Annotated in this window: 12 protein-coding genes; 7 read left to right on the top strand and 5 right to left on the bottom strand. The window is 68.0% G+C overall.

What is annotated here, in order from left to right; genetic code table 11:
- Positions 1 to 8: 8 nt before the first annotated feature.
- A complete protein-coding gene (locus tag NBV68_RS00165; RefSeq protein ID WP_296306276.1) occupies positions 9 to 2480 on the bottom strand; it encodes a TonB-dependent receptor in 2472 nt (823 codons plus the stop codon).
- A 335-nt stretch (positions 2481 to 2815) separates the two neighbouring features.
- Here NBV68_RS00165 and NBV68_RS00160 point away from each other — a divergent pair, with 335 nt between their 5' ends.
- Together NBV68_RS00160 and NBV68_RS00155 are read left to right on the top strand one after the other, a co-directional pair.
- The gene (locus NBV68_RS00160) at positions 2816 to 3595 is read left to right on the top strand and encodes an SDR family oxidoreductase (protein WP_296306275.1); all 780 of its coding nucleotides are present in this window, start codon (positions 2816 to 2818) and stop codon (positions 3593 to 3595) included.
- Entirely contained in the window at positions 3567 to 4871 is a 1305-nt protein-coding gene (locus NBV68_RS00155; RefSeq protein ID WP_296306273.1) for an MFS transporter, read from the top strand. The genes NBV68_RS00160 and NBV68_RS00155 overlap by 29 nt, the downstream gene beginning before the upstream one ends.
- Here the strand turns inward: NBV68_RS00155 and NBV68_RS00150 are convergent.
- Entirely contained in the window at positions 4868 to 5647 is a 780-nt protein-coding gene (locus NBV68_RS00150) for an SDR family oxidoreductase (protein WP_296306272.1), read from the bottom strand. The two genes, NBV68_RS00155 and NBV68_RS00150, sit on opposite strands and share 4 nt — an antisense overlap.
- Positions 5647 to 6294: a glutathione S-transferase family protein gene (locus tag NBV68_RS00145; RefSeq protein WP_296306271.1), complete on the bottom strand. Its 648-nt coding sequence runs from the start codon at positions 6292 to 6294 to the stop codon at positions 5647 to 5649. Before NBV68_RS00145 ends, NBV68_RS00150 begins: the two co-directional genes overlap by 1 nt.
- A gap of 153 nt (positions 6295 to 6447) precedes the next feature.
- Between NBV68_RS00145 and NBV68_RS00140 the strand changes: the two genes are divergently transcribed.
- The gene (locus NBV68_RS00140; protein ID WP_296306270.1) at positions 6448 to 6954 is read left to right on the top strand and encodes a PH domain-containing protein; all 507 of its coding nucleotides are present in this window, start codon (positions 6448 to 6450) and stop codon (positions 6952 to 6954) included.
- A 10-nt stretch (positions 6955 to 6964) separates the two neighbouring features.
- Positions 6965 to 8551, top strand: a complete 1587-nt coding sequence (locus NBV68_RS00135; protein ID WP_296306267.1) for a PH domain-containing protein — start codon at positions 6965 to 6967, stop codon at positions 8549 to 8551.
- Here the strand turns inward: NBV68_RS00135 and NBV68_RS00130 are convergent.
- Entirely contained in the window at positions 8497 to 8814 is a 318-nt protein-coding gene (locus NBV68_RS00130; protein ID WP_296306265.1) for a GNAT family N-acetyltransferase, read from the bottom strand. The genes NBV68_RS00135 and NBV68_RS00130 overlap by 55 nt on opposite strands.
- A 52-nt stretch (positions 8815 to 8866) precedes the next feature.
- Here NBV68_RS00130 and NBV68_RS00125 point away from each other — a divergent pair, with 52 nt between their 5' ends.
- A complete protein-coding gene (locus NBV68_RS00125) occupies positions 8867 to 9886 on the top strand; it encodes a beta-eliminating lyase-related protein (protein ID WP_296306327.1) in 1020 nt (339 codons plus the stop codon).
- Positions 9887 to 9906: 20 nt separating this feature from the next.
- On the top strand, positions 9907 to 10830 hold the full coding sequence (locus NBV68_RS00120; protein WP_296306326.1) for a DMT family transporter: 924 nt from the start codon (positions 9907 to 9909) through the stop codon (positions 10828 to 10830).
- A 71-nt stretch (positions 10831 to 10901) separates the two neighbouring features.
- Here the strand turns inward: NBV68_RS00120 and NBV68_RS00115 are convergent, their stop codons facing one another.
- A complete protein-coding gene (locus NBV68_RS00115; RefSeq protein WP_296306264.1) occupies positions 10902 to 11693 on the bottom strand; it encodes an SDR family NAD(P)-dependent oxidoreductase in 792 nt (263 codons plus the stop codon).
- 52 nt (positions 11694 to 11745) lie between these two features.
- Between NBV68_RS00115 and pepN the strand changes: the two genes are divergently transcribed.
- Positions 11746 to 14406: an aminopeptidase N gene (pepN, locus tag NBV68_RS00110; RefSeq protein ID WP_296306263.1), complete on the top strand. Its 2661-nt coding sequence runs from the start codon at positions 11746 to 11748 to the stop codon at positions 14404 to 14406.
- The last annotated feature ends 4 nt before the right edge of the window (positions 14407 to 14410 follow it).

The following is a 14410-nucleotide window of genomic DNA, read 5'->3' as shown; positions in this document are numbered from 1 at the left end:
CGAAGCGATCAGAACTTGAAGCTGACTTCCGCGAAGACCTGACGGCCCCGATTCTGGGTGAGCACCAGATCGTCGCCGCGCGGCCGGCCCTGGGCATCGACCCCCGAGGGCAGGAACGGACGCCCGCCGCTGGTGATGACGAAGATCTTGTCGGTGAGGTTCTGCGCCACCAGCGACAGCTTCCACTTGCCGTCCGGGTGGCCGATCGAGACGCTCGAATCGATCAGCCAGAAGCTCGGCTGGACGAAGTCGTTGAGCGAGGTCTCGTCGGTGATGTAGCCGTCATTATAGGCAGCGTTGCCCGACAGGAACAGCTCGAGGCTGTCCGACAGCGGGATCGTCCAGTCGGCGGCGAAGTTGCCGGCCCACTCGGGCGCCTGGCTGCCGCGCCGTCCGTTGAGGTCGATCACCCCGCCCTGGCCGCCCGGCTGCAGGAATTGGGCGGTGTATTGCGCATCAAGGTACGACAGGTTGGCCGAGAAGTTCAGCCCGTCGATCGGGGTGCGCCAACCGGCTTCCAGATCGACCCCCTTGGTGGTCAACTCGCCCGCGTTGCTGGTGACGAACTGGATGGTGACCGCGTTGAAGTTCTGCACCTGCAGATCCTCGAACACGTAGTAGTAAGCGGTGGCATTGAGGGTGATGTCGCGGTTCGCCCACTGCGACTTGAAGCCCACTTCGCCGCCCTTGGCCTTTTCCGACTGGAAGATCAGCGAGCTGAAGTCACCCGACAGCGCCGCCTGGCTGAGGCTGTTCGACGGCAGCGCCGAGTTGTCGATCCCGCCCGACTTGAAGCCGGTCTTGAACGAGGCGAAGATGTTGATGTCGTCGGTCGCCTTGTAGCGCAGCGTGACTTCGGGCGAGACGTTGTCGTCGGCGAAGTTGATCGGGCCCGAGAAGAAGCCCGGCCGCACGAAGCCCGGGCCCTGCAGGAAGGTGTGCAGGTAAGGCACCGCGATGGTCTGGATCTTGGATTCGTCGGTCCAGCGCACCCCGCCCGACAGTTCGAGCTGTTCGGTGATGTCGAAGTTGACGCTGCCGAAGAACGACAGGGCCTCGGTCTTGGTGGTGTGGGTCTTGTCCCAGTCATAGGTAAAGCCGGTCACCGGGTCGGCCGCGAGGAACGAGATGTTCACGCCCTGCTGCGAGGTGTCGAAGATGAAGGTGCGGTCCTCGTAGAACGCGCCGAGCATGAAGTTGAACGGCCCGTCGAAGTCCGATGCGAGGCGGACTTCCTGGCTGTACTGCTCGAGCGCGTTGATCGGGTCCGAACAGCCCGCCGCGCCGGGCAGGCGGGTGCCGCCCGGGCCGGTCAGGAAGCCGCCATAGGCATAGCAGTCGAAATCGACCGCATCCATGTTGAGCAGGCCCGTGACCGAGGTGAGGGTCAGCGTGTCCGACAGGTCGAGGTCGAACTGCAGGCGCCCGAACCAGATCTCGGTCTCGCCGAAAGGCACCCCGTTGCGGCCCGCGGCCTTCGACGGGGTCGGCACGCCGGGCGCCAGCGGCACGGCGGCATCGGACAGGAAGTAGCGCTGGTCGGTAACATTGCAGTCATAGCCCGCCGGGATCGTCACCGCCCCGCCCAGCAGCACCACCGGATCGGCAACGCCATTGGCGCCGCAGAAGATTTCCGCGGTGCCGATCGCGCCGTCGTTCTCGTTCTTGGTGTATTGCAGCTTGAAGTTGGCGCGGAACCGGTCCGACGGGTTCCAGTCGAGCGTCACGCGGCCGATGAAGTCGGTGAGCCCGCGCTTCTGGTTGACCGCCGGGGTGCCCGGCTGGAGCAGCTGGAATTCATCGATGTCGTTGAACTGTCCGGCGATGCGGATGCCCAGCGTGTCGGTGATCGGGCCCGAGATGAAGCCCGAGACAAGGTAGCCCTTCTCCTCGAACTCGTAGCTGCCGCGCGCGCCGAATTGCCAGGTCGCGGTCGGGTTGGCCGACCGCAGCGAGAGCACCCCTGCGGTCGCCGACTTGCCGAAGAACAGCGATTGCGGCCCGCGCAGCACGTCGACCTGCTCGACGTCGAAGAAACCGGCCTGCACCATGCGCATGGTCGAGACGACGACCCCGTCATATTCGAAGGCGACCGCCGAATCGAATGCCGCCGAGATGTTCGAGGAGCCGACGCCGCGCAAGCTGAGCTGGCCGCCCGAGCCCGAGCCGCCGACCTGCACGTTGAGGGTCGGCACGCGGCTGGTGAAGTCGGCGATCTGGTCGATCGAGAAACGCTCGAGCGTCTCGCCGCCGATCGCGGTGACGGTGACGGGGACTTCCTGCAAGGTTTCGCTCTGGCGGCGGGCCTGGACGACGATCACCGGGACATCGTCATCCGCATCGGCGCCGTCGGCCGTATCCTGCGCGGAGGCGGCGGTGGGCATCGCGGCGATGCCGCTCAACGCAGCCCCGCACAGCAGCGCGCGGCGCATGCCGCTGGTGCCGACGCCAGACGCAATTCGGGCACGAAGAATGTTCATGGCTCTCTCTCCCCATCAGGCCGCGGCTTGCCCGCGCACCCTGTTTTTCCCAACCCGCAGGCATGTCTCCTCATGCCCTTCAGCCGAAGCCTTCGGATACCTTTGCAGGTGTATGGTGCGCCTGCGTGCGCGCCATCAGCAAAAGCGATAGTGACCGCTGCAAACTGCGACAAAAACGTCACACGCCTGTGTGAAAGCTCGATTCCGTAACGTCATTCGGCTGCCCTTCGCGCCGCCCCGCGCGCGCCGCGGCGCCCTCGCGCTTTCGACAGTGGCGGGGGTTCCTGCGCCCGATAGGCTGGCACGACAGAAAAAAGCGCTTTGGGAGAAGGCAGATGGCGGGACGGGTAGCGGGCAGGATTGCGCTCGTAACGGGCGGGGCGATGGGGCTGGGCAAGGCCGATTGCGAGGTGCTGGCGCGCGAGGGCGCGAAGGTGATCGTCACCGACCGCGATGCGGAGCTCGCGCATCAGGTCGCCGACTCCATCGGCGGCGACGCGATGGCGCTCGATGTGACCAGCGAAGAGCAATGGATCGAGGTGATGCGCGCGGTGCACGAACGCCACGGCGGGCTCGATATCCTCGTCAACAACGCCGGCAACGTGATCTTCGAGAGCATCGAGGATTGCAGCCTCGCGCACTTCAAGCTGCACCTCGATATCCACGTGGTCGGCACCTTTCTGGGGTGCAAATACGCCGTGTCGCTGATGAAGAACCGGCACGAGACAATCGGCGGGGGCGGCTCGTCGATCATCAACATGGCCTCGACCGCGGCGCTGATGGGCTATGGCAACATCCCCGCCTATGCGGCGTGCAAGGCGGGGATCGCGGGGATGACCCGCAGCCTTGCGGTCGACTTCCAGGACAGGGGCTACGGCATCCGCGTCAACGCGCTCGCGCCCGGCGGGATCGAGACGCCGATGGTGATGGGCGTGTCGGGCCGCGCCGGCCAGAAGCCGATGGAGATTCCCGAAGGCCCGCTCCCCGCCGACGCGCTCGGCCACCCCAGCGACGTGGCGGGCTGCGTGCTGTTTCTCGCCTCGGACGAGGCGCGCTTCCTCAACGGCCTGACGATCCCGGTGGACAATGGCCTCTACGCCCGGCCTCACCACTGACGCGCGCACACCCGGAGCATACCGCTGGTATGTTCTGGGCCTGCTGACGCTGACGAGCGCGTTCAGTGTCGCCGACCGGCTGGTGTTCGGCATCCTCGTGCAGGACATCAAGGCCGAGTTCGCCCTGTCGGACTTCGAGCTCGGCCTGCTCGGCGGGCTCGCCTTCTCGCTGATCTACGTGCTGGCGGGCTTTCCCGCCGCGCGGCTCGCCGACCGCTCGACGCGGCGGAACATCGTCGCGGCGGCGATAGCCTTCTGGAGCCTGATGACCGCAGCCTGCGGCATGGCGACCGGCTTCTGGACGCTGTTCCTCGCCCGCACCGGCGTGGGGGTGGGGGAGGGCTGTTCGGGCCCCTCCTCGCAAAGCCTCGTCGCCGATTATTTCACCCGCGGAGAGCTCGCGAAGGCGATGGGCTTCCTGACCATCGGCGCGAGCATGGGGACGGCGGGCGGGCTGATCATCGGCGGGCAATTGGCCGAAATCTTCGACTGGCGCTGGGCCTTCATCCTGATGGGTCTGCCGGGGCTGCTGCTGGGCGGGGTGATCTACCTCACCGTGCGCGAGCCCTTACGCGGCCGCTATGCCCCGGCGGGCACCGACATGACGCAATTGCCATTGGGTCAGACGATCCGCAGCCTGCTGACCAACCGCGTGTTCATGGGGCTGGCGCTGGGCTGGGCGGTGCAGATCATGATCGGCTATGGCCTCGCCTTCTGGATGGCGGCGGTGATGCTGCGCCAGTTCCCGATCTCGACCGGCGATGTGGGCCTCTATCTCGGCTTCACCTTCTTCCTCGGCGGGATACCGGGGCCGATCCTCGGCGGCTATCTGACCCAGTGGCTGACCCGGCGCGACGAACGCTGGCGGGCGTGGTTGCCCGGCGTGGTGAGCCTCGGCTGCGTCGCCCCGCTGGCGCTGAGCCTGACGTCGGACAGCTTCACTGTCTTCCTCGGGTGGTTCGGGCTGGCCTATGCGGTCTATGTCGCGAGCCAGGCAGGCATCCTGTCGGGCATTCAGGCGGCGGTCGAGCCAGCCAGCCGCGGGTTCGCGGTCGCCATCGCGCTGTTCTTCAATAACCTCATTGGCCAGACGCTGGGGCTGGGACTGATCGGCGCAATCAGCGACAGCCTGACCCCGACGCAGGGGACAAGCGCGCTGGCCATGGCGGTGTTCGGCGTGTGTCTCGCCTCGGGCGTCGTCAGCCTCGCGATTTTCGCATGGACGGCAGCGCAGATGGGGCCGAGCGGCTATCTGGAGAAGATGAAGGGCGGCTAAAACCCCGGATGGATCGCCATCGCCGCGCCGTCGACCAGCATTTCCGCGCCGGTCATGAAGGGGCATTCGTCGCTTGCGAGAAAGGCAATCGCCGCTGCTGTCTCCGCCGGATCGGCGAGGCGGTTCAGCGGCGAGGTCTTCGCCACCGCCGCCATCAGCCCCGGCATCTGCACCTCCGCCGCATCGAGGATCCCGGTATGCGTCGCGCCGGGGATCACGGTGTTGCAGCGGATCGCGAGCCCGGCCTTGGCGCACCATGTGGCGACCGACTTCGACAGCACACGCACCGCGCCCTTGCTCGCCGAATAGCCGACATCGGTCGGCAGCGGGGCAATCGCGGTGGTCGAGGCGATGTTGACGATCGCGCCTTTGGGGCCGCCCGGATTGGCGCGCATTGCGGCGAGGGCGGCGCGGCATCCGGCCATGGTGCCGGTGAGGTTGACGGCGAGCACGCGGTCCCACGCCGCAAACATCGCCTCGTCATCGAGATCGCCGATCCCTGCGCCTGAAACCATCCCGGCATTGTTCACCAGAATGTCGAGCCGCCCGAATTTCTCGACTGCCTGCGCCACGATATGCGGCCAGAGCGCGCGGTCGGACACGTCCTGCACGGCGAACCGCGCGCCGACTTCCTCGCACAGCGCTCGCCCGCGTTGCGCATCGACATCGGTGCCGAGCACCTCGGCCCCGTCCGCTCGCAGCCGCCGCACCGTCGCCGCGCCGATCCCGGAGGCGCAGCCGGTGACGATCGCGACCTTCCCGGCGAGGTCGGGCATTACTCGCTGTCCTTCCAGACTGCTGCGCACGCCCGCTGGTTATGCGCCGCCACGAAGCGCGCGAGGTTGTCGGTGCCCTCGGGCAGCTTCCAGCCCACGGTGAAGCCAAAATTGGCGAAGGCGAACATGATCAGGTCGGCGAAGGTGAAGCGGCCGAGCGCGATATTGTCCTTCTCGCCCAGATAGCCGTCGAACAGCCGCCACTTCTCGTCGGCCAGCGCGAACAGCTCCGCGCCCGCTTCTGTCGAGACGACCGTCATGCGCGGTTCGAACATCGGGCGGCCGGTGGTGGCGCGGAACGCCATCGTCATCGGGACGACGACCTCCTGATCGAACAGGCGTGCCCACTTCCTGACCGTCGCCCGCTCCACCGGAGTCTCGCCGAACAGGTTGGGGGCGGGGTGCAGCTCCTCGACATATTCGCAGATCGGCCAGCTTTCGGTGAGGCAGGTGCCGTCCTCCAGCTCGAGCGTCGGGGTGGTGCCTTGCGGGTTGCGCGCCATGTAGCTGGCGTCCTGCCGGTTCTGGCCGGTGATGATGTCGTAATGCACGCGGGCGAAATCGCGGCCTTCCTCGAGCCCCTTTTCGATCATGAACATCCGCACCAGGCGGGGGTTGGGGCCGAGGCTGGAATGCAGGGTGATCATGGGGTTCTCTCTTTCAGGCAGATGGGTGGCGTGCCGGTTCTAAGGGGCCGCGCCGCCGCCGTCGTCCTCATAAATGCGCTAGGGGGCGGGCGCATGACTGCCCCCGCGCGAAACCGCTTGCGTGGCGGTGCTGTATTGCGCAGATAAGGCACCATGAACCAGCCGCCCGTTCCCCCGCTGCCCGACGCGGACGACGAACTCACCCGGGTTCACCCCAATTATGCCCACGCCCTGCGGGTGCAGACCGCGTTGAGCTCGCTCCCCGTGCTGGTCGCGGCTGCGGTGAGCGAGGTGGCGCTGCGCAAGCTTGGCCTGGTGCCGCCCGGACTTGTCGCGGGGGTCGTGCTGCTGATCGTGATCGCGCTGGTGATCCGCATTCCCCAGTCCCGCTTCAACGCGCGCGGCTACCAGATGGGCAGTGACCGGCTGCGCGTGGTGCGCGGCCTCATGTTCCGCTCCGACACGGTCGTGCCCTTCGGCCGGGTACAGCATATCGACGTGGCGCAGGGCCCGCTCGAGCGGTTCTTCGGGATCGCCACGCTGACGCTCCACACCGCCGGCAACCACAATGCCAGCGTCTCGCTGCCGGGGCTGGGCGAGGAACTGGCGCGCGCCATGCGTGAGGATATCCGCGCGCATATCCGCCGCGAGACCCTGTGAGGGCCGCCGCATGAGCGACACCCGCCGCGCCGCTCCGCTCGGCATCGTGATCGGCGCGCTCGGGGCGGTTCGCAGCGCGGTGCTTCCGGCCATCGCCATCGCCTTTTCCGGCGTCGGCGGGGGCGGGGGGTTCCTCGTCGCGCTCGGCGTCGGGGTGGCGGCGGTGGCCATCGGCGTCGCGATCAGCTACATCGGCTGGCGGCGGCTCACCTACACCATTTCCGAGGCCGACATCCGGGTCGAGAGCGGCATCCTCAGCCGCGCCGCCCGCTCGGTGCCGTTCGAACGCATTCAGGACGTCAGCCTCGAAGCCAAGCTGCTGCCGCGTCTGCTGGGGCTGGTCGCGGTCAAGTTCGAGACCGGGGCGGGCGGGGCGGATGACCTTGCGCTCGCCTATCTCACCGCTGCCGAGGGCGAGCGCCTGCGCCAGCTGGTGCGCGAGCGGCGCGAGGACGAGGCGGAGCTTGCCGCCGCCGCGTCAGCCGACCCCGCCGCACCCGCACCCGCGCGCGCTGCGGACGATGCAGGGGAGGTGCTGTTCGCGCTTGCGCCGGGGCGGCTCCTGACGTTCGGCCTGTTCGAATTCTCGCTCGCGGTCTTCGCCGTGCTGGGCGGCGCGCTGCAATATCTCGACAACGTCACCGGGATCGATGTCTGGAATGTCGACCCCTGGTACCGTTGGCTCAAGCAGCAGGGCAGCACGGTGGCGACGCTCAGCCCCTATGCGCAGGCGCTCGGAGCGGTGGCGGGGCTGGCGGGGTTGCTCGTGGTCGGCTCGGTCACAGGGGTGGTGCGCACTGCCTTGCGCGACTGGGGCTTCACGCTCACCCGCTCGGCGCGCGGCTTCCGGCGCCAGCGCGGGCTGCTGACCCGCACCGACGTGGTGATGCCGGCCCACCGCGTGCAGGGGCTGGTGATCGGCACCGGCATGGTGCGTTACCGCTTCGGCTGGCATTCGCTGAGCTTCGTCAGCCTCGCGCAGGACGAAAAGGAGCAGAGCCACGTGGTCGCGCCTTTCGCGACCATGACCGAGATCGCGCCGATCGTCGCCGCGTCAGGGTTCCGACTGCCGGGCGATACCACCCAATGGCAGCGCGCCAGCACCCGGCACCGCAACGATCTGGCGGCGCGCGATGCGGCGATCTTCGTGGCAGCGACCATCGTGGCGGCGATTGTCGCGCCTCCCGGCCTGTTCCTGATCCCGCTCGGCCTCGCGGTGCTGGCAGTGGGGGCGAACCTCTACGCCTGGGAATTCCGCCGCCACGCGATCGACGATGCCCAGATCTACGCCAGCCAGGGTTTCCTTTCGCCCCGGCAGGAAATCGCGACGCGGCTGAAGCTGCACTCGGTCGAGATCGCGCAGGGGCCGGTGGCGCGCTTCAGGGGCTATGCGACGGTGCACCTGGGGCTTGCCGGGGGCAGCTTCGCGATGCGCGGCGTCCCGCTCGCCGAGGCGCTGCGCTTGCGGGCGCAGGTGCTCGAGACGATCACCGCGACCGATTACTCGCGGCTCGATGCCCCGCCCCACTCACCGCCGGTCGCTCAGGCCTTGAGCGCGGCCCAGTCGGGGTTCTCGGAAAACTTCCTCGCCACGTAGGAGCAATCGGGGCGGATCAGGAAGCCCTGCCGCTCGGCATCCTCCACCAGTCGGAGGGTCAGCGCGCCCGCCACGCCGCGCCCGCCGATCGCGCGGGGCACGATGGTGTGCGCGGCGACGCGGATCTCCTTGCCCTCGCGGCTGCCGCCCGGCTCCCATTCGAGATAGCCTTCTTCCGGCGACCCCTCGACCACCGCGACATAGCGGCCGCCCTGGCCTGCGACATGGTGGGTTATTGTCGGCTTTGCGCTTTCTTCGTGCATGGGATGCTCCTCCGGCTTGCCACGCCTGAATGTGCGGGTAATGGCGTGGCCGATGAGCCTCGCCAAGCCCTTCCTGTCCGACAATGCCGCCGCCGTCCACCCCGCGCTGTGGGAGGCGATGCGCAGCGCCGACAGACCGGACAACCCGTACGATGGGGACACGCTCTCGGCCCAGCTCGACGCCCGCTTCACCGCCTTGTTCGGGCGCGAGTGCGCCGCGCTGTGGGTGGCGACGGGGACGGCGGCGAACTGCCTTGCGCTGGGCACGATGGTCCAGCCCCACGGCGGGGTGGTGTGCCACCGCGAGGCGCATATCGAGGTGGACGAGGGCGGCGCCCCCGGCTTCTTCCTCCACGGCGCCAAGCTGATGCTGGCGGAAGGCGAGGGCGCGAAGCTCACCCCGGAGGACATCGCCGCGCTGATCGACCCGATCCGCAATGACGTGCATCAGGTGCAGCCCCACGCCATCGCCATCACGCAGGCGAGCGAATATGGCCGTGCCTATACGCCCGCCGAACTGGCCGCGCTGGGCGCTTTCGCCAAGGAGCGTCGCCTCGGCCTTCACATGGACGGGGCGCGCTTTGCCAATGCCGCGGCCTTCCTCGGCGGCGCGGCGGCAGGGGCAGCGCGGGCGGCGAGCGGCCCGGTCGACAGCCTCGCCTTCGGTTTCATCAAGAACGGCGGGATGGGGGCGGAGGCGGTGGTGCTGTTCGACCCCGAGGCCGCGATGCAGGTGCGCTACCGCCGCAAGCGCGCCGGGCACCTGCAATGCAAGGGGCGCTACCTCGCCGCGCAGATCCTCGCCATGCTCGAGGATGACCTGTGGCTCGCCAATGCCGCGCACGCCAACGCGGCAGCGCAGGAAGTCGCCGCAGGTTGTGCCGACCGCTTGCTCCACCCGGTCGAGGCGAACGAGCTGTTCGTGCGCCTGACCGAGGCGGAGCGCGCCGCGCTGCGGGCGCAGGACTTCGCCTTCTACGACTGGGGCGCGGATTCGGCGCGCTTCGTCACCGCCTGGAACACCCGCCCCGAGGATGCCGCCGCGCTCGGCAAGGCAATCGCCGCGCTGTGAGCTCGCCTGACGCGCCCACCATGCTCAGCCCCCGCGTGCTCGTCCCCTTCATGCTGACCGGGACGATCTGGGGTTCGACCTGGTTCGTCATCACCGGACAGATTTCCGACGTGCCCGCCGCATGGGGCGTATTTTACCGCTTCATGCTGGCGACGCCTGCGCTGTTCGCGCTGGCAGTGGCGATGGGCAACCGGCTGCGGCTGAACCGGCCCGAGCATCTCTTGGCGCTCGGCGTCGGGATCGCGCAATTCAGCGGCAATTTCCTGTTCGTCTATCATTCCGAACAGCACATCACCTCCGGCATTGTCGCGGTGATGTTCGCGCTGCTGATGGTGCCCAATGCGCTGTTTGCGCGAGTGTTCATCGGCGAGAAGGTGCAGGGCGGCTTCATCGGCGGGAGCCTTGTCGCCATCGCCGGGGTGGCGATGCTGCTGGTCCACGAATGGAACGCTGCTCCACTTGGCGGTAATGTCGGCCTCGGCATCGCGCTGGCGGTGGGCGGGATGCTCGCCGCCTCGATCGCCAATGTGGTGCAGGCCAATCCGACCGGCCGCGGGGTGCCGATGGTGAGCCTGCTCGCCTGGGCGATGCTGTACGGAACGGGCTTCGATCTTGCCTATGCCTTCGCTACCGAAGGCCCGCCGGTGATCCCCGCTGCATGGCAGTTCTGGGCGGGCACGGCCTATCTCGCGATCATCGGCTCGGTGGTGACCTTCCCGCTGCACTACAATCTGGTGCGCGAGATCGGGGCGGGTAGGACCGCCTATAACGGCATCGTGACGGTGTGCGTGGCGATGCTGCTGTCGACCCTGTTCGAGGGCTTCGTGTGGGACGCGCTCTCGACGGGGGGAATGGCGCTGGCGCTGCTGGGCATGGGGCTGGCGCTCAAGGCGCGGCGGGTGAAGGCTGTGCAGGTGCAGCAGTCGGGCGCGCTGCGGCGTTAGGTTTGCCGCGCGCCCTCCGGCGTGCGGGCGGGCGGTCGCCCTTGCGGTCCTGCGAACCGTTCCAGCGTGTCTCAGAGAAGGCTCGCGAGCCCCTCAATGTAAGTCGGAAACCGCGGCGCCCACCCCAGCACGCGCTTGGCCTTGCCGTTCGCTACCCGCCTGTTCTCCATGTAGAAGCCGCGCGCCATCTCGGAGAGGTTTGCCTCCTCCAGCGTCTCGAGCGGCGGTAGCGGCAAGCAAGCCAAGCGGCTGGCGTGTTCGGTCACTTCATTGCCGCTGCACGGGAGATCATCGCCGAGGTTGTAGGCCCCCGAGGGCGCATCCTGCATGAGCGCGGCGACCACCCCGCTGGCGATATCATCGACATGGACGCGGCTGAACACCTGATCCGGCAAGTCGATGCGCCGCGCCTTGCCCTCCTTGACCCGGTCGAGCGCCGAGCGCCCCGGTCCGTAGATGCCCGGCAGCCGGAACACCCTTGCGCCCATGCCCAGCCAAGCAAGATCGGCCTCTGCCCGTGCATTTCTGCGGCCCTCACCGCTTTCCGCGATGGTCGGTGTGGCCTCGTCCACCCAGGCCCCTGCGCGGTCGCCATAGACGCCGGTCGAGGAGAGGTAGAACAACGCCTTGGCGCCTATCGCCTCGCCATAGGCCTCCAGCACCGGATCGCCGCCCGCCCGCTCGGGCGGGACGGAGGAGAGGATGTGGCTCGCCTCGGCAATCGCCGCCAGCACCGCGTCGCGGTCGGCAAAGGCGATGTCGCCGGTGCTCCCGGTCGCGCGCACTTGCCACCCAGCTGCGTGCATGGCGACGGCGATGCGGGTCGCGGTGTAGCCGAGGCCGAAGATCAGCAATTGTCCCATGGCTGCAACCTAATCATTGGCCCCGCGCGCAATACAACCTAAATCGGGCGGCATGGATATCGCAACCACCCCCACCACCCCCGACGGCAACCCCGAAATCGCGGATGCCGCGCCCACCCCGCACGAGCCGCCGGTGATCCGGCGCGAGGATTACACGCCCTATCCGTGGATCGTGCCGACCACCGCGCTCGACTTCCGGCTCGCTCTCGACAAGACCACCGTCACCGCGACTCTCGCAGTCGAACGCAACCCTGCCGCCGATGCCTCGCCCGAACTGCGCCTCAATGGCGACAGCCTGAAGGCGACAAGCGTCACCGTTGATGGCGCGCTGGCCGAATGGCGGATGGATGGGCCCGACCTCGTCGTCACCCTTCCGGGCGCAAAGCACGAGGTGACCATCGTCACCACCATCGACCCCAGCGCCAACACTCAGCTGATGGGCCTCTACGCCTCGAACGGCATGCTCTGCACCCAGTGCGAATCGGAGGGCTTCCGCCGCATCACCTTCTTCCCCGACCGGCCCGATGTGCTCTCGACCTACGCAGTGCGGATGGAAGGGGACAAAGCCGCCTTCCCGATCCTGCTGTGCAACGGCAACCGCGTTGCCGAAGGCGACAATGGGGATGGCACCCACTGGGCCGAATGGCACGATCCCTGGCCCAAGCCCTCCTACCTCTTCGCGCTGGTGGCGGGCGATCTGGTGGCGAACAGCAAACCCTTCACCACGGCCACGGGCCGCGTGGTCGAGTGCAATGTCTGGGTGCGCAAGGAAGACCTCGAGCGTACCGACCACGCGCTGGAATCGCTCCACCGCTCGATGAAGTGGGACGAGGAGGTGTTCGGGCGCGAATATGACCTCGACCTCTACAACATCGTCGCCGTGAGCGATTTCAATATGGGGGCGATGGAGAACAAGGGGCTCAACGTCTTCAACACCAAATACGTGCTGGCCGACCCCGATACCGCGACCGACGCCGATTTCGACGCGGTCGAAGGCGTGATCGCGCACGAATATTTCCACAACTGGTCGGGCAACCGCGTGACCTGCCGCGACTGGTTCCAGCTCAGCCTCAAAGAGGGCTTCACCGTGCTGCGCGACCAGCTGTTCAGCCAGGACATGCGCGGGGAGGCGGTCAAGCGGATCGAGGATGTGCGCATCCTGCGCGCCGCGCAGTTCCCGGAGGATGCAGGGCCCTTGGCGCACCCGATCCGGCCGGATTCCTACCGCGAGATCAGCAATTTCTACACAGCGACCGTCTACAACAAGGGCGCAGAAGTGATCCGCATGATGCGCTCGATGGTGGGCGAGGCGCGGTTCCGAGCGGGCACCGACCTCTATTTCGACCGCCACGACGGCGAGGCGGCGACCTGCGAGGATTTCGTCAAGGCGATCGAGGACGGCGCGGGGATCGACCTCACGCAATTCCGCCGCTGGTATTCCCAGGCGGGCACCCCGCGCGTCACTGTCTCGCAGGCAGTCGAGGGCGACACCCTGAAGCTGACGCTCAGCCAGACCGTCCCGGTCACGCCCGGCCAGCCCGACAAGCTGCCCATGCCGATCCCGCTCAAGCTCGCGGTGCATGCCCGCTCGGGTGCGCTCGGGGCGGAGCGGCTGGTGGTGCTGGAGGACGAGGAACAGACCTTCGACCTGCCGCTTGCCGGCGGCGATCCGGTCGTCTCGATCAACCGCGGCTTCACCGCGCCCGTCGTGATCGAACGTCAGCTGGAGCGCGAAGACCTCGTGTTCCTCGCCGCGCATGACGATGACCCTTTCGCCCGTTCGGAAGCCTTGCAGGAGCTTGCCGTCAGCCACCTCGTCGGCACCGCCAGCGGCGCGCTGTCGGCGGACGAGAGGCAGGCGGGCGAGGCGGCGATCATCGGTGCCTTCCGCTCGAGCCTCGCCGACAACGCGCTGGAAGACGCGATGCGCGGCGAATTGCTGGTGCTCCCCTCGGAGACCTACCTGTTCGAGGCGATGGCCACGGGGGCACGCAAGGCCGATCCCGGCGCGATCCACACGGCCCGCGAGGGGCTGAAGGCCGCCATCGGCACCGCGCTCGCGGGCGAGCTGGCGGCGCTGCACGCGCGGGCCTCGGGCGTGGCACTGGGCGATCCAACGGGGCGCGGGGCGCGCAAGGTCAAGACCTCCGCGCTCGGCCTGATCGCCGCCGCCGACCCCGCACTCGCGGCGGAACTGGCAGCGCAGCAGTATGATGCCGCCGACAACATGACCGACCGGCAGGGCGCGCTGATGGTCTTGTGCGGGCTCGACACGCAAGCCCGCGCCGAAAAGCTGGCGGCGTTCTATGCGCGCTACAAGGACAACGCGCTGGTGGTCGACAAATGGTTCACCTTGCAGGCGCTGTCGCTCCACCCCGAGGTGATCGCGCATGTCCGTGCCTTGGCCGAGCACCCCGATTTCACCATGAAGAACCCCAACCGCGTGCGCTCGCTGCACATGGCCTTTGCGGGCAATCCCAAGGGCTTCCACAAGGCGGATGGTGAGGGTTACCGGATGGTCGCCGACGTGATCCTCGCGCTCGACCCGATCAACCCGCAGACCGCGGCGCGGTTCGTGCCTTCGCTCGGGCGGTGGCGGCGGATCGAGCCGGGGCGGGCAGCGCTGATGAAGGCGGAACTGGAGCGCATTCTCGCCGCCGGCAACCTCTCGCGCGACACCTTCGAGCAGGTCAGCCGCTCGCTGGAAGGCTGAGGCG

Origin of the sequence: Erythrobacter sp. (assembly GCF_023653175.1) — a bacterium.
GTDB lineage: Bacteria > Pseudomonadota > Alphaproteobacteria > Sphingomonadales > Sphingomonadaceae > Erythrobacter.
This window is presented reverse-complemented; position numbering and strand designations above follow the sequence as displayed.